Origin of the sequence: Mycoplasmopsis gallinacea, from assembly GCF_012220205.1 — a bacterium.
Lineage (GTDB): Bacteria > Bacillota_I > Bacilli_A > Mycoplasmatales > Metamycoplasmataceae > Mycoplasmopsis > Mycoplasmopsis gallinacea_A.
The window spans coordinates 78,175-100,136 of sequence record NZ_CP047225.1; the positions used below are offsets into that span (position 1 = coordinate 78,175).

The window sequence follows — 21,962 nt, forward strand, 5'->3', positions numbered from 1 at the left end:
GAGTTTATAAGTTTCAATTATTAAAGCGATGTGAAAATGATTAAACTAATTCGATAATAGCCATACGTGTGTTGTCACCTAAACGTTTAGGTAATTTGATAATTCTTGTGTATCCACCATTACGATCTTTGTATTTAGGTGCGATTTCTTTAACTAAATATGATAAAACTGGTTGGTTATCTTTTTTGATTGGACGAACAAAACTTGCAATCATACGTACATTTTGTAATGTAGGATTTTTAGCTTTTTGGATCATTCTTTCTGCGTGTCTTCTAACTTCTTTAGCTCTTGTTAATGTTGTTGTAATTCTTCCATTAACATAAAGTTCACTTACAAGTGAACGCATTACACCTTTTCTTCATTTTGTATCACGTGAATATATTTGTTTTGGATTAGCCATATTACTATTCTCCTTCTTCTCTTAATTTGTAACCGTATTCATTAAGTTTTTCAACAATTTCATCTAATGATTTTTTACCAAGGTTTTTGGTTGCTTCAAGTTGTTCATATGTAAGTTGAGCAACTTCACTAAGTTTTGTTTTACCAATACGTTTTAAAGCATTAAGTGAACGTACTGAAAGATTTAATTGATTGATGTTAATATCATCATCTTTATCATCTTCTTTTGGTTTTTCTTCTTCTTTGAATAATTCGATGTTCATGTTTTCCACAGCACCAATAACTTTAAAGTGAGCAATTAAAATTTCGCATGCTTCTTTAAGAGCATCTTTAGCTTTGATTGTTCCATCAGTTGTGATTGTAAAATCAAGCGCTTCTTCAATTTTAGGTGAAGATGAGTTAAGTTCACTTACTTCATATTTCACTTTTTTAATTGGTGAGAAATTAGAATCAACAGCAATAAATTGACCTTTTTTGATGTGTGAATTTAATTCTGTTATGTGTTTGTCAATGAATTTTTTGTTTTCTTCAAATGAAACGTATCCACGTCCACTACGAAGGAAAATTTCAAGTTTTAATGCTTCAGGTGAAGATACTTCAGCAATGTGGATAGAATGATCAGTTACTTCCACAGTTGGGTTATCAACAGCTTCTAATTGTCTAGAAGTAATTGTTGTTCCTGTAAAATCTTCTGTATTAAGCACAACTTTAACAAATTCATCTTCTTGAATAATTTCTGGATTGTAATTGAAACGAACGTTTCTTAAGTTCATTAAAATTTGTGGAATATCTTCTTTAACATCTTTAATAACACCAAATTCGTGTTCAACACCTTCAATTCTAACTGCAAAAGGTGCAAGTGAAGTAACACTTGAAAGAAGAACTCTTCTTAATGCTACACCAAGTGTATTACCAAAACCTCTTTCTAAATTTTTGAGTGAAAATGTTGTTTCATAATCATTAGTTTCTTTGATACTTGGAATCTCAAGATAATCAAGTTTTCTCATTTTTTCCATTGTTTACCTTCTTTCGTTACAAATTATTTTTTCATACGTTCACGTTTAAGAACACGTTTTGGAGGTCTTGTTCCATTGTGTGGTGTAGGTGTAACGTCTTTAATTTCAGTAACTGTGATCCCTGAAACTTCGATTTGTTTTCTAGCAGCATCTTTTCCTGATCCAAGTCCTTTAAGTTCAACTCTTACAGATTTCATTCCGTGTTCTTTAGCAGCTTCTGTTGCAGCTTGTGCAGCAAGTCCTGCAGCATATGGAGTTTTCTTTTTAGTCCCTTTGTAACCGATTGCTCCAGCTGAACTTCAAGCAATTACATTACCTTGTTCATCTGTGAAAGTAACAATTGTATTTTGGTTTGTTGAGTGAATGTGTGCAACACCAGTTGTCACATTTTTTTTCTTACTTTTACGTGCCATAATTATTTACCTTTCTTTCCAGCAACTGTTTTTCTAGGACCTTTACGTGTACGAGCATTCTTTTGAGTAGATTGTCCACGTACAGGTAATCCTTTACGGTGTCTAATTCCACGGTAGCATTTAATTTCCATTAAACGTTTGATGTTTAAACTTGTTTCTCTACGTAAGTCACCTTCTGTTGTATATGCTTTAGCTGCTTCACGGATTCTTGATAATTCTTCTTCTGAAAGATTTTTAACACGAGCATTCACATCGATATTTGCTTTTGCACAAATTTCAGCTGCTCTTGTTTTTCCAATACCATAAATGTATGTTAATGAAATAACAACACGTTTATCATTAGGAATTTCAACGTTTAAAATTCTAGCCATTATTTCCTCTTTCTATCCTTGTCTTTGTTTGTGTTTTGGTTGAACACAAATTACACGGATAATTCCTTTACGTTTAATGATTTTACAATCTTTACACATAGCTTTAACACTAGCTCTAACTTTCATCATTCTCCTTTTTATTTGTGACGATATGTAATACGTCCTTGTGTTAAATCATAAGGACTTATTTCTACATCAACTTCATCACCAGGTAATATTCTTATGTGATTTACTCTCATTTTACCTGAAATGTGAGCTTTAATAATTGCACCGTTTTCAAGTTCAACTGAATAAAGATCAGTTGAATAAGCTTCTTTTACAACGGCTCTTAATTTGATAGCATCTTTTGCCAAAATTAAATTCCTTTCGTAAGAACTACTCCCTTACCGTCTTTAATTAGCACAGTATGTTCGTAATGTGATGTATTTGAACCATCATCACTAACAACAGTTCAACCATCATCTAAAATTCTTATTTTTTGAGTTTGAGTAATCATTGGTTCTATGCATATAACCATTCCGTCTTTTAAAATCGGACCAGTCCCTTTTTTACCATCATTATGAACATTTGGATCTTCATGAAGGCTTTTACCAATTCCATGTCCACAAAACTCATCAGGAGTATATAAATTGTGTTTTTTAATATATTGTCCAATAGCGTGTGAAATATCGCCAACACGTGCACCTTTTTTAATTGCGGCTATTCCAGCTTGGAAAGCTCCTTTAGCTACGTCAATTAATTTTTGGTCACTAGGGTCAATTTTTCCAACCCCTTTAGTGAAAGCGCTATCGCTATTGTATCCATCTCAAATGCAGCCAAGATCTACACTAATAAGATCACCTTCTTTGACTACATAATCAGAAGGAATTCCATGGATCAATTCATCATTAACAGATATGCAAGCTGTTGCGGGAAAACCGTATAAACCAAGGAAGGCAGGTTTGGCTCCTCGCTTAACTATTTCTTTAAAAGCTAATTGATCAATCTCTTTTAAAGAAACCCCTGGACTTACAAAGTCATAAACAATTTGTTTTACTTCCGCCAAGATTTGACATGCTTTAGTGATTTTTTGAATTTCATGAGGTTTTTTAACTAAATTCTTCATATCATTCCTTACTAAACCACTTTAGAATGCCTCTTTATATCATAAAGTAGTTTAAATTTTACCATTTTTTTCAAGTAAATTAAGAACTTTTTCAGCAACTTTTTCTGGAGATTCTGAAGCGTCAAAAGTATGCATTGTACCTTTAGCTTTGTAATAATCAATAAGTGGCTGAGTTTGACTATTGTAAATATCTAATCTTTTGATAATAGCTTCTGGAGCATCATCTTTTCTTGTAATAAGCTCAGTTCCACAGTTATCACAAGTTACATTATCACCACTTGGTTTGAATTTAACATGGTATCCAGTTTGGCAGCTTGGGCAGCTTCTTCTTCCACCAAGACGCTCTAAAATAACTTCTTTATCAACAGTTAATTCAACTACCACAAAGTCTAATCCGTTAATTGATGAAAGAAATTCAGCTTGAGCAATGGTTCTTGGATATCCATCTAAAATAAAGTATTTACCTTCGCTATTAAGTTTTAAAGCAGCTTCTTTAACAATAGCGTTAGTAATATCATCAGGCACATAACCACCTGAAGTAACAATTGATTCAACTTTTTTACCAAGTTCAGTTTTATTAGCAATTTGCTCTCTAAAAATACTTCCTGTTGATACGTGTTTTAAATTGCTTTTTTCAGCAATAATAGCAGCAACTGTTCCTTTACCAACACCAGGTTGCCCCATAAAAATAACATTTGTTTTTATCATAAAAGACCTTCATTTTTCTTATATTTTTTAGATTTTGAGTAAATAGATGAGATAGTATTACGTTTTGCTTTGGCAAGTTTAGTAGTTTTCTTTCTAGCTTGTAATTGTGAAATGGTTTCAAGCGCAACTGACACAAGAATCATAAGTCCAGTTCCACCAAAGGCAATGCTTGGCTGAAGAGTTCCAGTCATAATTTGCACAAACTGCATGCTAGCTAAAATTACAAGATAAATTCCTGAGAAAATACTTAATCTAAATACAATTGCAATTAAATAATCTTGAGTTTCTTCTCCAGGACGTACCCCAGGAATAAAGGTTGAATTTTTTGCAAAATCTTCAGCTACTTTATCTACCCGAGATTGTTGAATCCCCATAATGAGTGAGAAAACAAAAGTAATAATTAATAAAAGTGAAAAACCAATTGGTTGGGTGAATTGTAAATTCAAATTAATTCATTGTTTTGATGCATTATCATCAGGCAGGATATTCGCAATCATAGTTGGAAATGAAAGCACCATCATCGCGAAAATTACAGGCATAATTCCAGCAGGATTAAGCTTAATTGGCATTTTCCCCATCTCTTTAATGCTTTTACTTCTACCTGCTCCAATTTGTTGGATTGGAATATGACGCTCAGAGCTATAAACTATAGCAATAATCATAATTGTTGCAAAATAAACAAATAAATAGAAAATAAAATAGACAATCCCAATAACATCTCCACCTTTAGATAAATCACCAATAAAGATGTTAAATGCACTCTTGAATTGGTTTGGAAGTCTCATTGCAATCCCTGTAAAGATAATTAAACTGGTTCCATTACCAATTCCTTTGTTAGTAATTTGCTCAGAGATAAAAAGAGCAAATAAAGATGCTGATACTAAAATCATTGGAACTAAGAAATAAACTAAAACTCCTTCACTAAAATTACTATGAGCATAAAAAGTTATAAAAGGGTTTTTACCAGCTGAAAGTGATTTAGTTAAGAAGATAGCCTGTGGATAAGCAATTAACACTGTTATAAAACGAGTAATGATGTTAATTTTTCTTCTTCCTTGTGGCCCGCTTTGACTTAGTTTGTAAATTGGTGGACAAATTCTTGATTGAAGAACCATCATAATAAGTGATGCATTAATGAATGGACTAATTCCTAATGCAAAAATCGAAAACTGACTAAGCCCTCCACCACCTACTAAGTTTAATGTGTTTAAAAACGAGTTAGACTCAAGACTTTCACCAGTGTTGAGTTTGATATACGGAGCAGTAATTGTTGTACCAATGATGTAGAAAATCAATAAAAAGAGTGTATAAAAAATCTTTTTAGCGATATCTTTAGTACTTCAAAAATCTACCCACTTATTTCTTGCTTTATAAATAAGCCGAGAAATTGCAAAGGATAAGTTTTGTAGCACAATCTCCCTTTCTTTAATTATTTAAATTAATATTTGTTAAAATGTATAAATTACTTTTATATTATATATAAAAAAGTTTATTTTTTAAGGGCTGGGGAAAGACATTTTTTTATTCCTCTGAAAACAACTTTTGAATGATGCTGGACACCTATAACTCTTGATTTTACTTTCAAAAATAAAAAACCACATGGATTTCATGTGATCTTTTGATCAAGTTTAAGGTTAAAATGAGTTATATCCACCTTGTTGCATTCCTGTCATCATCATTAATTGTGAAGCTTTTGATCTAGCTATAAATAAGCCTACAATATATAAAGGTCAGAAAAGAAGTGAGAATAAAACAAGTATTTTTGCTGAACCTAAAATATCTAATTGAAAATTACCTGTCATTTGAGCAATGTTTCTAACTTGATTACAAGTAGAAGATATTTTAACCATAGCAGATATTCACATCACAAAATTTGTTATACCTGTAACTATTAATAATCCATAACCAACTAGAGCACATACAAGTTCTCTTGTGGTGTAATCTTTATTTTTTCCTATTTTTTCAAAAAAATCAGGTCCTGCTCCAATCAGTAAAATTGCAAAACTAGCTCCTACTAATATTGGTAAAATCACAAAGTGGAAAATTAAAGTTCCAGTCATTTTTCTTTTTAAAATTGATGCTAAGAAAAATATTGCTTGAGCTGGATTAGCAAAGTTATTCATAATCCCCTCCATATTTTTTTATAACTTTTTTTGATTGTAATTGAATGAATTCTTTGAATTCAATATTATTATATTGAATTAATTGAATATACACATAAAAAATCTTTTTTATTAGTTTGCTAGAAATTTTCAGTAAGGATTTTAAAACAATTGAATAAATTTATTTAGAGATGTAATTTAATTAAAGGATTTATAAAACCACAAGTGTTTCTCTTGCGGTTTTATAAATATCTGTTTTTAATTTTTTATACTACTAATAATATTCATCATCTTCATCTAAATCATCAAGATCTTCATCATAAAATTCATCGTCATCATCGTCATCGAATTGAGAAGTGTCTATTTGGGATGCTAAGTTTGTTAATATCATTATAGTTTGGAATGCTAAAAAGCTTGCTTTTTTTCTAATGATTATTAAACCGATAAGGAGTAAAATTCACGAAATTGTCCCTATAGGTAAAAGAGATAATAAAATAAGTGCTTTTGCTGTTCCTAATTCATAAAAATGAAAATCGTTATGCATATAAACTGTATTTTTAATTTGACTAATATGACTGCATAACATTACTAATACAATAATGTAAGTTATGAATCACATAAATAAAAGAAATCCTAAAATTGATAGAGTAATTATTTCAGGCAATATATCATTTGAAAACTTATATTTGCTATTTAATAAAGTATTAAAAAATGCAACACCATTAAAAAGACCAAAAAACAACCCTAGACAAATCCCGATTAAAATAGGAAAAACAACAAAAAGTAAAATTAATGAAATTGTAGCTTTCTTTTTTAATTTTGCTCCTAATATAGATAATTGTGATAAATAATTGACTTGTTCTATTTGTTTCTCATCCATTTGCCACTCCTTTTTATTTGATTGTTTAATACATAAATATTATATTTAATAAATGTGTTTTGAAGCCTAAAAACGCCTCTTAGGATAATTTTTTTACTTTTTGAAGCATTATTAAAAAATTAAAAAAACCACGTACCTTTTGGTAAGTGGTTTAAATCTTTATTTGCTATAAATAGGCTTAGAAGGTATTAATTAGTATCCACCTTTTGATTCTTGCCTTTCAACAATAGCAACTGATCTACTTGTTCCAAATCTTGTTGCTCCAGCGTTATACATAGCAATTAAATCGTCCATATTGCTAATTCCACCAGCTGCTTTGATTAAAAGAGAATCTCCACAAACACTTTTCATAATTTGAACATCTTCAAGTGAAGCTCCACGGAAGCTAAATCCTGTTGAAGTTTTGATAAATTCTGCACCTGATTTCATAACAAGTTCAGTAGCTTTAATAATTTCTTCTTTTTTAAGAAGTGCAGTTTCAATAATAACTTTTAAAACGTGATTTCCACAAGCTTCTTTAACTTTTTTAATGTCATTAAGCACATATTCATAGTCACCTTCTTTAAAACGGCCAATGTTAATAACCATGTCAATTTCATCAGCACCATGATCAATAGCTAATTTAGCTTCTTGTGCTTTTGAAGCTGTAATTCCAGCTCCAAGAGGGAATCCAACTACTGATGTAATTCCAACTGAGCTATCTTTTAATTTATCTGAAACATATTTTACTCATGAAGAGTTAACGCAAACAGTTTTAAATCCGTATTTCTTTGCTTCATCAATTAATTTGTCAATCTCTTTTTTTGTAGCCTCTGGCTTTAAATATGTATGATCAATCATTTGATTGTAATTCATGTATTTCTCCTTATGTTATTTTAGATGATCTAAAATAACTTTATTTTCAATTGGTTCTAAGTTATAACGATAACTATTTTCTAATTCTATAGCAAGTTCATTCGGAATTGGTTTTGATGAATATAAAGTAAAGATCACATCACCAACACTTACTTTTTCATTAGTTTTTTTGTTAAGAGTAATTCCTGCTTCAAAATCTAACTTATCAGCTTTAGTTGCTCTTCCGGCTCCAAGTTTCATTGAAACAAGTCCAAATGTTAAAGCGTCAAAAATTTCTAAATACCCTTCTTTAGTTGCTTTAACTTCTAATTTGTATTTAGGGTTTCAAAAGCTAGGATCTTTAAGTGCTTGTACGTCCCCATTTTGAATTGCCACAAATTCGTAGAATTTTTCTAAAGCTTTTCCACTAGATACAGCTTCTTTAGCTTTAGCCATTCCTTCTTCATAGCTATTTACAATTTTAGCTTGCTCTAAAATTGTTGCACAGCTAGAAAAAACAAGAGTGTTAAAATCTTCAGGGCCATTTCCTTTTAAAGTTTCAATAGCTTCAAGAACTTCGTTTTTATTACCAATTTCTCTTCCGATTGGACGAGACATATTGGTAATTTCAGCTCTAACATCTACCCCAAGTTCTTTCCCAATATTTATCATTGTTTGCGCAAGTGCTTTAGCTGAATGATAATCTTTCATAAAAGCACCATTTCCGCATTTAACATCAAGTAAAATAGCATCTGCACCTGTGGCTAATTTTTTAGACATAATGCTTGAAGCAATAAGCGGAATTGATTCAACTGTGCTAGTTACGTCCCTTAAAGCATATAATTTTTTATCAGCTGGAACAAGTTCATTACTTTGTCCAATAACTGCAATTAAATGCTCAGTAACTTGTTTTTTAAATTGTTCTTCAGTAAGTTCTACGCTAAAACCAGGAATTGATTCAAGTTTATCAATAGTTCCACCAGTTTGCGCAAGACCTCTACCACTCATTTTAGCAACTGGAGCACCACAAGCTGCAACAATTGGAGCTACTGCAAGAGTAGTTTTATCTCCGATTCCACCTGTTGAGTGCTTGTCAACTTTGATTCCAGGAATTGCAGAAAGATCCATAATTTTTCCAGATTGCATCATATATTTAGTCATTGTTGCAATCTCTCTTGAATTCATAGAGTTAAACATAACTGCCATTAAAAAGGCGCTCATTTGGTAATCTGGTGTATCACCAGATACATAAGAATTAATTAAGAACTGAATTTCTTCATTAGTAAGTTCTTTATTAAGTCTTTTTTTCTCAATAATATCTACTACACGCATATTAAGCTAAATTTAAAGCTATCTCCATCATTTTTGTAAACGCTTCTTGTCTTTCTTGAGCAGAAGTTTCTTCATGTGTAATTAAATTATCACTAATTGTTAATAAGCAAGCTGCATTTTTACCTGTTGCTTCAGCATTAGTAAATAATGCATACGATTCCATTTCAACACAAATTGCTTCTGTATCTGCAATTCTTTGTTCAAGTGGCACAGCTGAGTAAAATACATCTGATGAGTGCACTCTTCCTTTGTTTAATTTGATATTTAAATCACTAGCAACTTTTTCAATTCTTGCATTAAGTTTTTCACTAGGTTTTGCAACTGTTCCTTCTTTATTTAGCACAAGTTTTCTAAATGCATCAGCGTCAGCTTTAGCTTCAGATGCAAGCACAACTTCATAAAGCCCTAAATCAGCTTTATATGAACCGGCTGAACCAATTCTAATGATGTTATCTACATCATAGAATTTAAATAATTCGTATGAATAAATTCCAATTGATGGACATCCCATTCCTGAACCAGCAACTGTAATTGGTTTTCCTTTGTATGTACCTGTAAACATAAACATATTTCTAACTGTGTTTACTTTTTTATATCCAGGATCTAAAAAAGTTTTAGCAATAAATTCTGCTCTTAAAGGATCTCCGGGCATAATTACTGTTTTAGCGATATCTTCTTTTTTAGCATTAATGTGTGGTGTCATATTATCTCCTTAAAATAAAAAATAAATTGAATAACTAAAATATTCAAATAATACCTATATTATTTTAGCACTTTTGGACACCAAGATTGCTAAATGGACTTTTGCAACTGATATTTTTGCAATTATTGCTCAATTTTTATCAAAAAATAAAAAAATCACCCTAACTTTTGATAAGTTAAAGTGATTTTATCTATCAGCTGCTAAAATAAGCTTTATTACACATAAGTTGAAAGCGGAATAAAAATTAATGCAACTGCTAATGAAATAAATAATGTGAAATAAAAGGTAAAATTGGTTTTTACTTTACTTGCTCTAGCTTGCTTTTTCAGTTCTTTTTGTTTTTGGATTCTCTCAAAAGCTCTTTTTTCAGCATCATTCATTTTTTTGTAATTACGCTCATTTCGAGCTTTTTCAGTAGAAGCAAACGATTCTTTTAGTCTTTGAATTGTTCTTTCAAGAAATCCTCATTTAAAAATTAAGATTAATAAATCAATTAAAAAGACAATAAATGTAGCTACAGCAATAGCAGTTAAATAAGGATGTTTAGCTGCGAATTTAAATAATAAACCAAGAATTAGTCCAAAAAGAGCAAAAACGAGCTGAATAATTCAAAAACGTTTGGAAGTTAGTTCAAAGTAAAGTTTAGATTTAATTTTATTCATACTTATTATTTTAAAGTAGAAGCTTTAAAATGTTCATCTTTTGTTCATTTTTCTATTTGCTCTTCAGTTCCATACACAAAGTGTTCAGGTTCAATTTCTTTAACTAAAGGTACATTAGGGAATTGTTGCTCTTGAAGATATGAAAGTTCAAAAGTAACATCTTTGAATTTTTCATTTGCATTTGAAATTTTAGGAATAGCTTTAAATAAATTGTTGGTATATGGATGCACTGGCTTAGAGTAAATTTTGTTAGTATCTCCAGATTCAACAATTTTTCCAAGGTGCATAATTTGCACTCTATCAGCTACATATTCAATCATTGAAAGGTCATGAGCAATGAAAATCATACCGATGTTTTTCTCTTTACACAAGTCTTTAAGTAAGTTAACAACTTGGGCTTGAATTGAAATATCAAGAGAAGCAATTGGTTCATCGGCAACAATAACACTAGGCTCAGTAATTAAAGCACGAGCAATCACAATTCTTTGACGTTGCCCACCACTAAATTCATGTGGATAACGGTAAGCAAATTGTTTTAATAAACCAACATCTTCTAAAGCTTTATAGATAGCATTTTTTGTAAATAATTGTGCTAATTTATATTTACGGTACTTGCTTATTAATGTTCTAAATAAAGATTTAAATTTAGTGTTATAGAATTTTAAATCAAAAAGAGAAATACCAAGAAGAAGCATTATATTACTAATATCTTTATTAAGATAACGCAATTCAATTTCAAAAGATTTATTGTTTTCAATCTTATCTGCAACTGTGGTGTTATATACTTTTAATTCAATTTCCCTTTGTTTTAATTCTTCTTTAAGTTTATTTTTAGCTTTAGTGTAGTCAATTTTAGAATCAAACAATTTACGTTTGTTAAGAATTTCTTTGTATTTTACTTTAATTGGAGCTATCAAGTTTGTTTTATAAAAGACATTAAATTCATTATGAATATTTAAGAATTTGTACATTTCTTCTTTTTCTGATTTTAAATATTCTTTTTGAATTCTCTTTTCTTCTTCAATATCTTTTTTGTAATTTTCAATTCTTTTAATATATTCGCTAATATATTTTTCTAATTCTGAATCAAAAATCTTTTGAGTTTGTTCTAATTTTTGACGCGCTTCTGTTAGAGCTTGTTTGTTTTGTTTAGGTAACTTAAAGAATTCTTTAAATACTTTTGAAAAACTTTCTAACATTAAATTTTTGTTTTCATTATAAGCATTTCTTTGAATTTCTCGAGTTTCTTGTGATTTTGAAATATAAGAATTTCAATCAAATTTAAAATTATTATTAATAATATTGTCAATTTCTTTGATGCTTGCTTTTTTAGTTTCATCAACTATTAATTCATCTTTATAAAAATGATTAATGTAGTTTTGTAAATCAGCCACAAGTGATTTAAGCTCTTCTAAATTTAAGAATTGTAGTTTGCTTAAATTTGATTTAATCGCTTTTTTAACAAATAAATTTAATTTATATAACTTATATTGATGGAAAAAGTAAGGAATTGATGATGAACTATATGCTTCATTTTTGTGAATATTTGCTTCATTTCTGAATTCTTGTATGAAGTTTCTTAAAGCATTTTTTGTAACATTTTTAAAGTCTTTATTTTGCGCTCTAACATTATTGAAGTCTTTAAATCTTTCAATAAAAAGAGCTTTATTTTCGTAATACAATTCTGTTTTGAATCTTAATTTTTGTTGTTTTTGATATTCGTTTCTTGCTTGCTCTAATTCAACTTCATCAAAGTCAATATTATTGTTTCTAAAGTCTTTTTGTTTATTATCGTAAAGAGCAATTAATTGTTCGATGTTTTTATAAAAACTATTAACAATTAAAGAGTTAATTTTTCCTCTTTCTTCAAGGAAACCAAAATATGCATTAAATTGATCGTCTGTGTTTTCAGAAGCAGAAAAATCTGCTAATTTAACGTTTTGTCATTTTGAAACAAAAGGTTTAAGAAGACGGTTAGCAACTCTTATATTTTCAAGTTCTAACTTTAAACTTTCTTCTAAGAAAGTATAGTGAAAGTTATCTGCAATTTTTGCTCAATCACTACTGATATCTTTAATTTTATTTTTAATAATCCCATTTACAACAAGAGGTTCTTTTAAAATAGTGTAAATGTTGTTTTGACCATTTAAAGAAGCCATTGGATCTTGGAAGATCATTTGAATATTTTTATGCATGAATTTGCTTCTTTTTCTAGAAATTCTTTTTCCAGAAATAATTTGGTTATGCAATGTTACAAAACCACTAAAATCATCATAAAGTCTTAAAAGAGATCTACCCACAGTGGTTTTACCACTTCCAGATTCACCAATTAACCCTACTATTTCACCTTTTTTAACATTGAAACTAACATTATCAACTGCTTTATTTACTATGCTACCATTAACAAAATATTTTTTTAGATTAGATATTTCTAAAATGTATTCATCTTTATTTTTGTTCATCACTAAATACCTTTCTAAAGTTTGCTAATCTATTTTGTAATTCTTCTGGAAGCTCAACTTTAGGAGCTTCAGGGTGTAAAAGTCATGTTGCAGCTGCATGTGTCTCACTTATTTCGAAAAGAGGTGGTTCTTTTATAAAGTCAATTTCAAGTGCATAATCATTTCTTGGTGCAAAAGCATCACCAAGTGGTAAATTAGACATATCTGGTGGAGTTCCTTTAATTGAATATAAACGATCTTCTTTGTTTTCAGGAATAGCAGAAATTAAAGCTCATGTATAAGGGTGTGCTGGGTGAGCGAAAATATCTTTTTTAGTTCCTTTTTCTACAATTTTTCCAGCATACATAACATAAATATAATCACATAATTTTGCAACAACGGAAATGTTGTGGCTAATGAAAATAATTGAAATATTCATGTCTTGACGAATTTGTTCAAAAAGTGCTAAAACTGATGCTTGAACAGTAGGGTCAAGTGCAGTTGTGGGTTCATCAGCAATAATTAACTTTGGCTTTAATGCTACAACCATTGTGATTACAACACGTTGTTTCATTCCACCACTTAATGTGTGTGGGTACATATCGAAAATTTTATCAGCGTTTCTGATTCCGAATTTTTCAAGTAAACCTACTAAGTATTGACGTTTTTCAACTAGTTTTTTATCTTTTCAATCTTCATTTTTATTTAAAGCATCTAATAATTGTTTTCCAATTTTTCTAGTTGGATTTAAAGAAGTTAAAGGATCTTGTGGAATGTAACCAATTTTTTGACCCCTAATTGTTTGTCAAAACTTTTCTTTGTTTGATTGGGTTAAATCAATACCATCGACAGTCATTAAATCTGCTGAAACCAATGCATTATCATTAATATTTAAAAGAGATTTAGATGTAACAGTTTTACCACTTCCAGATTCACCAACAAGACCAACAATTTGACCTTTTTTGATGTGTAAATCTACTCCACGAACTATTGTCACAAACTTTTTCTTACCAGTTTTAAAGTTGACTTTCAAGTTCTTAACTTTTAATAATGTTTCTGACATAATTCTCCTTTTATTTAACTTTAATAACTCTTGGGTCGAGAGCATCATGAAGTCCGATTGCCATAAAGTGAAGTGATACTGATATTGATAATAAAATAACTGAAGGTAAAAGTAAAATTCAGAAGTTTGTTCCAGCTTGTGAAGCAGCACTAACAAGCAATGCTCCTAAGTTTGTATTATCACCTTTAAAGAACCCTAAGAATGCAAGTGATGAAATAGACATAATGATTCCTGGGATACGTGAAACATAACTATTTGCAATTTTACCGATAATTGCTGGTAAAGCATGTTTGTAAATTAATCTTGCTTTTGAAGCTCCAACTGATTTACTTGCTGTAATAAATTCAGAATCTTTAACTGTAATTATGAACAATCTTGTTCCACCAACAGCTCCTGTTCATCCGGTAAATACTAAAGCAAAAATAAGTGTTCAATCACTTGTTCCAAATGTTGAAGCAAATAAAAGTAATCAAATAAGAGCAGGAGGAGCTACGAAGATTTCAATTAATCTCATAATAATTGTATCAATTCATGAACCAACATGGAAACCTAAAAAACATCCTACTGCAACTCCGATAATTGTTTGGATGGTAGCAATAATTAAGGCTAATTTAATTGCATTTCAAGTTCCAACTCATGAAGAAGTTCAAATATCAATTCCTAATTCATTTGTACCTAAAATTGAATTAGGGTATAAGTTAGGGTTGCTTGGGTTTAATTTTTCAATTTGAGCAATTATTTCTCTAATTTGATTTTCACTAACGCCAGCTGCATTTAAATCAACACCTTTAAAGATTGAACCAAGGAAAATATAAAGGTTCATAGCTTTATAGAACTGATATGTATTAAGTTGAACTTCTTTTGAATCTACAGCTTGTCCATTAGCTTGAATCACTGTTTTTGTAATAATTCTAATAGCTGATCCTGGATCTTTTGCTGATTTAATGTAATCATTATAAAGAACACCAAAATAATCTTTTTTGAATGCATTTATATATTTACTATAATCTTCATCAGAAATAAATAAAGTTTTTGATGTTCAGTGATTATATGAAGGTGGTAAGTATTTTACATATGGAGAACCTTTCATTGTAATGAATGAAAGGTTTCCGTTTTCATCTACTTTTAAAGAGTTAGTTGAGGTATCTAATTCTGGCACATTGAAAAACATTGTATCACTAATACTTTTAGTAGAATCATGAGCGCTTGATAAAGTAGAAACGATAGATAAAATTAAAATGATAATGAAAATAATTGTGCAAGCAACAGCTGCTCAGTTTGTGAAAAATCTCTTGAGAATCTCAATTAATATTTTTTTGGGTTTTCCGGCAACATTAACAAAATTATTTCCTGAATTAGAAACTCTTTTAAATAAATCGTTAGAGTTGGCATTAATGTTTAGTCCATATTTGCGATTAAATTCTCTTGTACTCATTAATTACCTCCTTTAGCTAATTCATTTAATTCTTTAAATTGTTTATTTCTTTCTAATGTTGCTGTAAATCAAGTTCTTAAATTGTATTTTGAAGTTGTTCCATACTTAATTCTTGGGTCTAAAATTGTATAAACAACATCAACAAGAATTGTTGTAAATAATCCTAATGTGGTAAAGAAGAAAGTTGAAAACATAATTAAGTTAATTTCTCCAGTTGGGAACGCTTGTGATAAAACTTTTGAAGTCCCTGGAACTTGTCAATATGTTTCGATAATAATACCACCAGATAAAAGACCTATATATGAAGGAATAATTAAGGCAGCAAGTGGAATAGAAATATTTCTTAAAACATATTTGAAGAAAATTTCACTTCTGCTTAAGCCTTTTGATTTTGCTATTAATACATAATTAGATGTAAGAACAGTAACAACTTGGTTACGCGCATATGAAATATATCCAGAAAGTGAACCAAGCACAATAATGAATATTGGTGGTAATCAAGATAAAATTATTTTTCCTCATCCCATAGCCTTAACAACTTCTTCATTGGATGGGTTTTGGAAAATAGGCGGAATGTTAAAGTTCAACAAAATTGAAATAAAGATAGGAGCAACAATAAATGAAGGTAATGCTATAAAAACAAGAGAGAAGAAATTGACAAAGATATCAAATGTTGTACCTCTTTTATATCCAGCAACAATTCCAAGTGCTATACCTAAAATTGCACTAATAATAAATGAAGGTAATGTGATGATAATTGAAAACTTAATGTATTTAAAGAAAAGGTCAGGTATATTTTTTGCATTTGCTCCTGAAAAGACGTTTTGATCAAAAACATTACCAAAAGGGTATTCTTTGTTAAAAATGTCTTTAAATCAATATCCTAAACGAACAAATGGACTTACTTTAAAATAGATTCAGTCTTTTTTGTGTTCTGCGAACTCAAGATTTGCTGGAGTTAAATGGAAAGCTTTTGATTTTTCAAATAAATCTCTAATTTGACTCTCTGTTAAAGCTTTCTTATCCCCTGCTGACACAGTAAGTTGTCTAACAAAGGGGTTTTCAGCAAATATCGCCACAGAAAGGTATACAACTAAAACAATAATAATTAATGTTAAAATTGCAAGTAAAATTCTCTGGGAAAGATATTTAAACATAATTTCCTTTCTTTCATAAATGAAACAATAAACAAACAGTTTTGCTGTTTGTTTTTGTTTGATTAGTTATATTAAGATAATTTTTCTTCTCCTAATTTAATTCAACCAAAGTCTAAGAAGTCAAAGTTTGTTTGAGGTTTAATGTAACTTGGGTTTGAAACAGTTGGGGTAAAGTTGTTTTTACCAATTGTTGTTACGGCATCAAAAGTAAATCCAAAGTACACAACTAATTCATTTGCTAATTCTAATAATGATTTTTTAGTTACACTAGGTGAGTTGTTGTAGTTTAATCAGAATTTAGATGTTATATCCGCAACTGTTAAATACCTTCCATTTCCTTTTTCTTCTGCTGATAAGGCTACATAAGCATTTTTAGCTTCATTTAATTTTTCTGATCCTAAAGCATATATAAAATCACTAAGTAATGTTGGACTTAATATTGCTCAATCTGCAAATGGAATACTAAGTAAAGCTCCTTCAGATTCAATTTTTTCAACATAAGCTTTAAATGCTTTAGCAGCTTCAACTAAACGTGGAAAAGCACTTCCAAATTTTTGTGCTAATTCAGAATCTGTAGAAAGTTGAGCAAAAAGGTTTAGTAATTGTGATTGAGTACCAATTCCATCTATACCAGAACCAATAGTTTTATAGTCATATCCTCATGAAGCAAGAGTTTCAAAACTTCCTGATCCTCAATGAGTTCTTCATCCATCTGCATTTTGTGAGTAATCAAAGCTAATGTTTAATCTTCCTTTTTTATCAAGAGCATTCATTGTATTAGCTAATTTTCTGAATGTCATTAAAATCGGTGGATTAGGGTTGATGAATCTATAGAAATAAGGAATATTTACTCTTGTAGATTCTGGAGTATTTGTTTGTGTATATAATCTATCTAATAATGCTGTCATTCTTTCTGATAATAAATCAAATGCTGATGATTTATATTTATCATCTTCATTTTTATCAAGACTTGAGTTTTCTGATTGAGAAATTTCTGTACCAATTTGTCCACCTAAATCAACTTTTTCACCTGTTTGTGAATCTACAACGAATAATGTATTGAGCGCTTCAGCATTAGCTCTTAAGTTATTTTCTGCAAGTGAATGATCGTTAAAATCCTCTTTAATTGCAGCATCTGGTGCTAAAGGTGAAAGTCATGGTGAGCTTGGTCTATTTGGTGTTAAATCATTAACAACAGGTTTTCAGTTAATTGCTGCTGGTAAAATAGTTCTAAATTCAATTGAAATACCAGTTGAGTAATTTTTAACAACATCTGTAGATGTATAAACATTGTTAAGTGAATGTCCATATAATAATTGAGACACTAAATTATCAAAATTGTATTTTCCGGCATTAGGTCCATCTGGAAGTGAAGGTACCATTAAGTTAATTTTAGTTTTTGCATAAGCATCTGTGTTTAAAACTTTAACATAAGACATTCCGTATTTTTGTTTATTTTGATCTACTTGATCTTTAAGGTTTTTTGGCAACGCAGAATAATTTAAACTCACATTATCTCCAGAAGTATATGCGTTGAAAGATGTTTGAATAAATGCATCTTGATCAACTTCACCTGATTGATATTGTTGTTGGAAAACAAGAACATTTTGTTTATCTTTTAAGAATTCTTTATTTGAGTAGTGTTCATTAAGTTTAATTGATTCAATTAAAGTGTCACCGTTATATGGAATTCCATAGTATTTACCTGAGAATAAGGTATTTTCAATTGTTGTTCCATATCAGTAAAATCCAAGTTCTTTAGCAAGTCCTTCAGCATTTAATATATCTGTTTTATATGCTTCTGTATCAAATGAATTAGCTCCGCTTGTAGGTTTTACAGTTGAAATAATTGGAGTATTTTGATTTTGACTTACATATTCATAAGGCATTGGTGTAAATTCATATGTAGAATAAATATTTTTAAGAATCTCACCAAATAAAGCTGTTTCATCAAGGTTTTTCTTTTCAATATTGAAATATGTATTACCTTCTGCATCTGTAGTCACTGCTGTATCCTTTTGAATTAAGTGCTCAAAATTTACATTATATAAGTCAAAAAGATATGAGTTTCCATAACTTGTTTTACTATCAAGTAATTTTCCAGGTGCGTGTAAAAGACCTTTCATTTTTTCGTCAAGAGATTCTTTTCCACCGTGACTTAAACGGTATTGACCTGTGAATAATAAAGTTCTTACAAGACCTGCTCAGTAATCATAAGCTGAAACTTTATATTGTGTTTCGTTTCCATTTTTATCAACTCATTTAGCACCTTGTCTAACTCTAAAACTAACTTTTTTAGCATTTTGTAAATTTTCTTGGAAAGAAAGTGAGTTAATTGATTTTGAGTTATTCGAAGTAAGTGTTACAACTGTTTCATTATAATATTTACCATCTATTTCAGGTGCAGGTAGAACTTCCGCTTCATCAGAATCATAAACATGTTCTATACCGTCATTAGTTGTAATAATAATTGCATCAGCATGCTCAAAAACCATTGCCTCACCTGAAGGTTTTGAAATTCTAATTGTTTTAGTTTCAATACCTTCATCATTTACTTCTGTAGCTTCACTGTATTGAGCTTGTCCAATAGCTTTAAATGAAATAAGTGTACCTGTTGTACCATCTTCTAAATATGCACCATCTTTACCACCATAAAGTCATGAACGATCTCATCTAAAATCTTTTAAGTTGTATGTAGCATTAGTAATTGATTTATATGCACCTTGTCTAGCAAAAGCTGATAAATTTGAATCATCACCTGTTAAATATCTTACTTTTGTTACTAATGAACTTGATGTAAGAATATTAGATGAATTTTCGTTTCCATTATTTGTTGTTCCATTTTTTGATGGATTTTTGGTTGTATCACCACAAGCAATAGCTAAAACTGATGTAAGAGGAACCGCTACTACTGTTGCTGTTCCAAGTAAAAACCTTTTTCTAAATTTCATTTTAATTCTTCCTTTTTATCTTTTCTTTTTTCTTTACTTATTTAAATTTAAATATTTTTTTACCTAATTTTACTCATTGATCAATTAGTTTTTCAACATAGTCAAATCCTTGTTTATAAAATTGATCATCTTCTAAATTTACACCTACTTTTTTAAGTATTTCAATTGGATAATCGCTATTTCCAGCGCTTAAGAAATTATCAATGTAATTTTCTAAAGCGCTAGTTCCTTTAGCTTTATATTGTGCAAAGAAATAGCTAGCAACTAATTGGCCAATTGCGTATTTATATACGTAAAATCTATAATAAAAGTGCGGCACATAAATTGAGAAAATAGTTGTTTCATCATTGTGCTTAACACTTCTTTCAAGCGTGTATTTTAAGGAGTTTTGATAATAAAGTTTGCTAAGCGAATCGAAACTACTTGAAAGAGTTCCTTCTTCAATACCCTTATATAAATCGTATTCATAATTTGCTCACTCAACTTGTCTCATCACAGTTGCAATAAAACCATTAATCATACTTGTTAAAATGCTAAATTTTAACTTGTCATTATCTGATTTTTGAAGGAGATAATCATAAAGCATTAACTCATTAAAAATTGATGCAATTTCAGCTAAGAAAATTGGATATTGACTATTAATAAGATCCTGACGAGTATCTGAATAATATGAATGCATTGAGTGCCCAAGCTCATGAGCTAAAGTTTCCACTCCACGTAATTGACCATTAAAATTCATTAAGATATATTTTTTATCAATTCCGTAAGATGATCCAATGCTATAAGCTCCACCACGCTTAGAATCTGCGCTCATAAAATCTACTCAATTTTCATTTAAAGCTTTGTGAATTTGATTCATATACTCACTTCCGAAAGGCTTAAGCGCATTTTCAACTAGCTCTTTAGCTTTTTCAACGCTATAATCTGAATCTACCGTAATTAAATCTCTGCTTCAATCTCAAATTTGGATTTTTTCTCCAAATTTTGCTTTATAAAACTTCTTATATCAGCGTTTATATCTAAAGAGCACTTTTTTATTTATTTGGACTTGAGAAAACAATTTATTTAATAACGCATCAGAAACTTTATCTTCATAAGTAAGCATTGAAATTACTGAATCGTACTTGCGAACATTTGCTTCTGTTGCTAAATCTTTAAAGTGCTGATATAAAACTTCTGATAAAGAATTTTTATGCTTAATATAACCTTTTAGGAAGTTTTGATAAGCTTGCTTTCTAACATCTTTGTTTTGATGCTTAAGAAGCTTTAAGCGATTAGTTGGGTTTAATTTAACTTTCTTATTTTTAGATAGCTCAATAGTCCCAAAATCAAGTTCGCTGTTGGTTAAAATGCTAAAAATCTTATTTAAATTAGCTTTACCAAAAGAAGTTTTTTTAATATACTCTTCAACATCATCACTAAGCTTATGAGTAAATGAATCAAGCAAATCAGTTAAATAACGTTTGTAGCTCTTAAGTTCTGGTTTTTCTTTTCAATCTCATATTTTGTCTTTATGAGCATAAATTCTATTTTCTTCTGATCCAAATCTTGATACAAATGCTTGAGTTAGAAAATCAAATTCTTGTTGGAGCTTATTAAATTTAGGATCTATTAAATTAGTATTAAGATTGTTTGATAAGTAATTATGGAGCTTAAAAGTCACTAAAGTTAATTCTTCTTCTAACTTAAGGCCTTTTGTATAACTAGCTAAGTTGTCAAATTTAGAATTTTTAATAGCGATTTTTTGCTCTCAAAGCTCTTTATATTTATCAACCCAATACTGATAAGTTTTATTTTCTAAAATAGCTTCTAAATCTCAGCGATACTTTTTAGGTATATCCTGATAGTTTTTATATTGTTTAGCTTCCATTATCCTCCTTTCACAATAACGAATTAGAAAAAACAAGCCTTGTAGAATTTACTATAAATTCACAAAACTTGTTTTTTAATTATTAATAATTAACAAATTTGTGTATCTATAGCACCAATGAATGCGTCAAAGAATAAAGCTCGATTAAGACCCTTTATCAACCAAAGCAAATGCCTTTGCTAAGATTTCGGCTTTTATACCCTTTCCATAGTTTCCCAGCATGCCTGCTCCACTATGTACTAATGCTAAAAGCTCCTCTATAGTACAAATATAATCTAGTTTAGCAGGTTTTTGCTAACCTGCTAGAAAACAGATTAACAACAAAATTACATAATTGAACGAACAATCATGCTAATAATGTTGTTAGAAATAACTACATTGATCTGTTTTTTCATGCAAGAATGATAACATATTTTTAACAAAAGACAAAAATTTTTGTTTTTTTATTTTTGATCTATCAAGTGCATTATTTGCATTATCATTAGAAAAAGTCAAAAAACGAAAACTATGTGTTTGCGGT

22 protein-coding genes and 1 riboswitch are annotated in these 21,962 nt (G+C 29.7%); of the genes, 1 reads left to right on the top strand and 21 read right to left on the bottom strand.

What is annotated here, in order from left to right:
- Window positions 1-40: 40 nt before the first annotated feature.
- The 11 genes from rplQ to GOQ20_RS00360 all read right to left on the bottom strand — a co-directional run bounded on the left by rplQ (window position 41) and on the right by GOQ20_RS00360 (window position 6,658).
- On the bottom strand, window positions 41-400 hold the full coding sequence (rplQ, locus tag GOQ20_RS00310; protein WP_129620216.1) for a 50S ribosomal protein L17: 360 nt from the start codon (window positions 398-400) through the stop codon (window positions 41-43).
- Window positions 401-404: 4 nt separating this feature from the next.
- The gene (locus GOQ20_RS00315) at window positions 405-1,415 is read right to left on the bottom strand and encodes a DNA-directed RNA polymerase subunit alpha (RefSeq protein WP_167844944.1); all 1,011 of its coding nucleotides are present in this window, start codon (window positions 1,413-1,415) and stop codon (window positions 405-407) included.
- A gap of 23 nt (window positions 1,416-1,438) precedes the next feature.
- Window positions 1,439-1,828 carry a 30S ribosomal protein S11 gene (gene rpsK, locus GOQ20_RS00320; RefSeq protein WP_129620218.1) on the bottom strand — a complete coding sequence of 130 codons (390 nt, stop codon included), beginning with the start codon at window positions 1,826-1,828 and terminating at the stop codon, window positions 1,439-1,441.
- 2 nt (window positions 1,829-1,830) lie between these two features.
- Window positions 1,831-2,199: a 30S ribosomal protein S13 gene (rpsM, locus tag GOQ20_RS00325; protein WP_167844945.1), complete on the bottom strand. Its 369-nt coding sequence runs from the start codon at window positions 2,197-2,199 to the stop codon at window positions 1,831-1,833.
- A gap of 12 nt (window positions 2,200-2,211) precedes the next feature.
- The gene (gene rpmJ, locus GOQ20_RS00330; protein ID WP_129620659.1) at window positions 2,212-2,325 is read right to left on the bottom strand and encodes a 50S ribosomal protein L36; all 114 of its coding nucleotides are present in this window, start codon (window positions 2,323-2,325) and stop codon (window positions 2,212-2,214) included.
- Between the two features lie 11 nt (window positions 2,326-2,336).
- Window positions 2,337-2,552, bottom strand: coding sequence for a translation initiation factor IF-1 (infA, locus tag GOQ20_RS00335; protein ID WP_129620220.1), 216 nt, complete (start codon window positions 2,550-2,552; stop codon window positions 2,337-2,339).
- A gap of 2 nt (window positions 2,553-2,554) precedes the next feature.
- A complete protein-coding gene (map, locus tag GOQ20_RS00340; RefSeq protein WP_167844946.1) occupies window positions 2,555-3,304 on the bottom strand; it encodes a type I methionyl aminopeptidase in 750 nt (249 codons plus the stop codon).
- A 51-nt stretch (window positions 3,305-3,355) separates the two neighbouring features.
- The gene (locus GOQ20_RS00345; RefSeq protein ID WP_167844947.1) at window positions 3,356-4,012 is read right to left on the bottom strand and encodes an adenylate kinase family protein; all 657 of its coding nucleotides are present in this window, start codon (window positions 4,010-4,012) and stop codon (window positions 3,356-3,358) included.
- Window positions 4,006-5,424 (bottom strand): preprotein translocase subunit SecY, encoded by a 1,419-nt coding sequence (secY, locus tag GOQ20_RS00350; protein WP_167844948.1) that lies wholly within the window; start codon window positions 5,422-5,424, stop codon window positions 4,006-4,008. Before secY ends, GOQ20_RS00345 begins: the two co-directional genes overlap by 7 nt.
- A gap of 222 nt (window positions 5,425-5,646) precedes the next feature.
- Window positions 5,647-6,135 (bottom strand): hypothetical protein, encoded by a 489-nt coding sequence (locus tag GOQ20_RS00355; RefSeq protein WP_167844949.1) that lies wholly within the window; start codon window positions 6,133-6,135, stop codon window positions 5,647-5,649.
- A gap of 253 nt (window positions 6,136-6,388) precedes the next feature.
- Window positions 6,389-6,658, bottom strand: a complete 270-nt coding sequence (locus tag GOQ20_RS00360; protein WP_167844950.1) for a hypothetical protein — start codon at window positions 6,656-6,658, stop codon at window positions 6,389-6,391.
- Window positions 6,659-6,722: 64 nt separating this feature from the next.
- Between GOQ20_RS00360 and GOQ20_RS00365 the strand changes: the two genes are divergently transcribed.
- Complete coding sequence (locus tag GOQ20_RS00365) at window positions 6,723-6,965, top strand: hypothetical protein (protein ID WP_167844951.1); 243 nt, start codon at window positions 6,723-6,725, stop codon at window positions 6,963-6,965.
- Between the two features lie 221 nt (window positions 6,966-7,186).
- On the opposite strand, the gene deoC is transcribed toward GOQ20_RS00365, so the two are convergent.
- The 10 genes from deoC to pepF all read right to left on the bottom strand — a co-directional run bounded on the left by deoC (window position 7,187) and on the right by pepF (window position 21,442).
- Entirely contained in the window at window positions 7,187-7,849 is a 663-nt protein-coding gene (gene deoC, locus GOQ20_RS00370) for a deoxyribose-phosphate aldolase (RefSeq protein WP_167844952.1), read from the bottom strand.
- 15 nt (window positions 7,850-7,864) lie between these two features.
- Window positions 7,865-9,160, bottom strand: a complete 1,296-nt coding sequence (locus GOQ20_RS00375; protein ID WP_167844953.1) for a pyrimidine-nucleoside phosphorylase — start codon at window positions 9,158-9,160, stop codon at window positions 7,865-7,867.
- A 1-nt stretch (window position 9,161) separates the two neighbouring features.
- Complete coding sequence (gene deoD / locus GOQ20_RS00380; protein WP_167844954.1) at window positions 9,162-9,863, bottom strand: purine-nucleoside phosphorylase; 702 nt, start codon at window positions 9,861-9,863, stop codon at window positions 9,162-9,164.
- Window positions 9,864-10,078: 215 nt separating this feature from the next.
- Window positions 10,079-10,525 carry a hypothetical protein gene (locus tag GOQ20_RS00385; RefSeq protein WP_167844955.1) on the bottom strand — a complete coding sequence of 149 codons (447 nt, stop codon included), beginning with the start codon at window positions 10,523-10,525 and terminating at the stop codon, window positions 10,079-10,081.
- Window positions 10,526-10,530: 5 nt separating this feature from the next.
- Window positions 10,531-12,987 (bottom strand): ATP-binding cassette domain-containing protein, encoded by a 2,457-nt coding sequence (locus GOQ20_RS00390; protein ID WP_167844956.1) that lies wholly within the window; start codon window positions 12,985-12,987, stop codon window positions 10,531-10,533.
- Window positions 12,974-14,074: an ABC transporter ATP-binding protein gene (locus GOQ20_RS00395; protein ID WP_371864741.1), complete on the bottom strand. Its 1,101-nt coding sequence runs from the start codon at window positions 14,072-14,074 to the stop codon at window positions 12,974-12,976. The genes GOQ20_RS00390 and GOQ20_RS00395 overlap by 14 nt, the downstream gene beginning before the upstream one ends.
- A complete protein-coding gene (locus GOQ20_RS00400) occupies window positions 14,040-15,464 on the bottom strand; it encodes an ABC transporter permease (protein WP_167844958.1) in 1,425 nt (474 codons plus the stop codon). Before GOQ20_RS00400 ends, GOQ20_RS00395 begins: the two co-directional genes overlap by 35 nt.
- Entirely contained in the window at window positions 15,464-16,621 is a 1,158-nt protein-coding gene (locus GOQ20_RS00405) for an ABC transporter permease (protein ID WP_167844959.1), read from the bottom strand. Before GOQ20_RS00405 ends, GOQ20_RS00400 begins: the two co-directional genes overlap by 1 nt.
- Before the next feature lie 71 nt (window positions 16,622-16,692).
- Window positions 16,693-19,572 carry an OppA family ABC transporter substrate-binding lipoprotein gene (locus tag GOQ20_RS00410; protein ID WP_167844960.1) on the bottom strand — a complete coding sequence of 960 codons (2,880 nt, stop codon included), beginning with the start codon at window positions 19,570-19,572 and terminating at the stop codon, window positions 16,693-16,695.
- Between the two features lie 37 nt (window positions 19,573-19,609).
- Window positions 19,610-21,442 (bottom strand): oligoendopeptidase F, encoded by a 1,833-nt coding sequence (gene pepF, locus GOQ20_RS00415; protein ID WP_167844961.1) that lies wholly within the window; start codon window positions 21,440-21,442, stop codon window positions 19,610-19,612.
- A gap of 101 nt (window positions 21,443-21,543) precedes the next feature.
- Window positions 21,544-21,710, bottom strand: a riboswitch (Lysine riboswitch).
- Window positions 21,711-21,962: the final 252 nt, after the last annotated feature.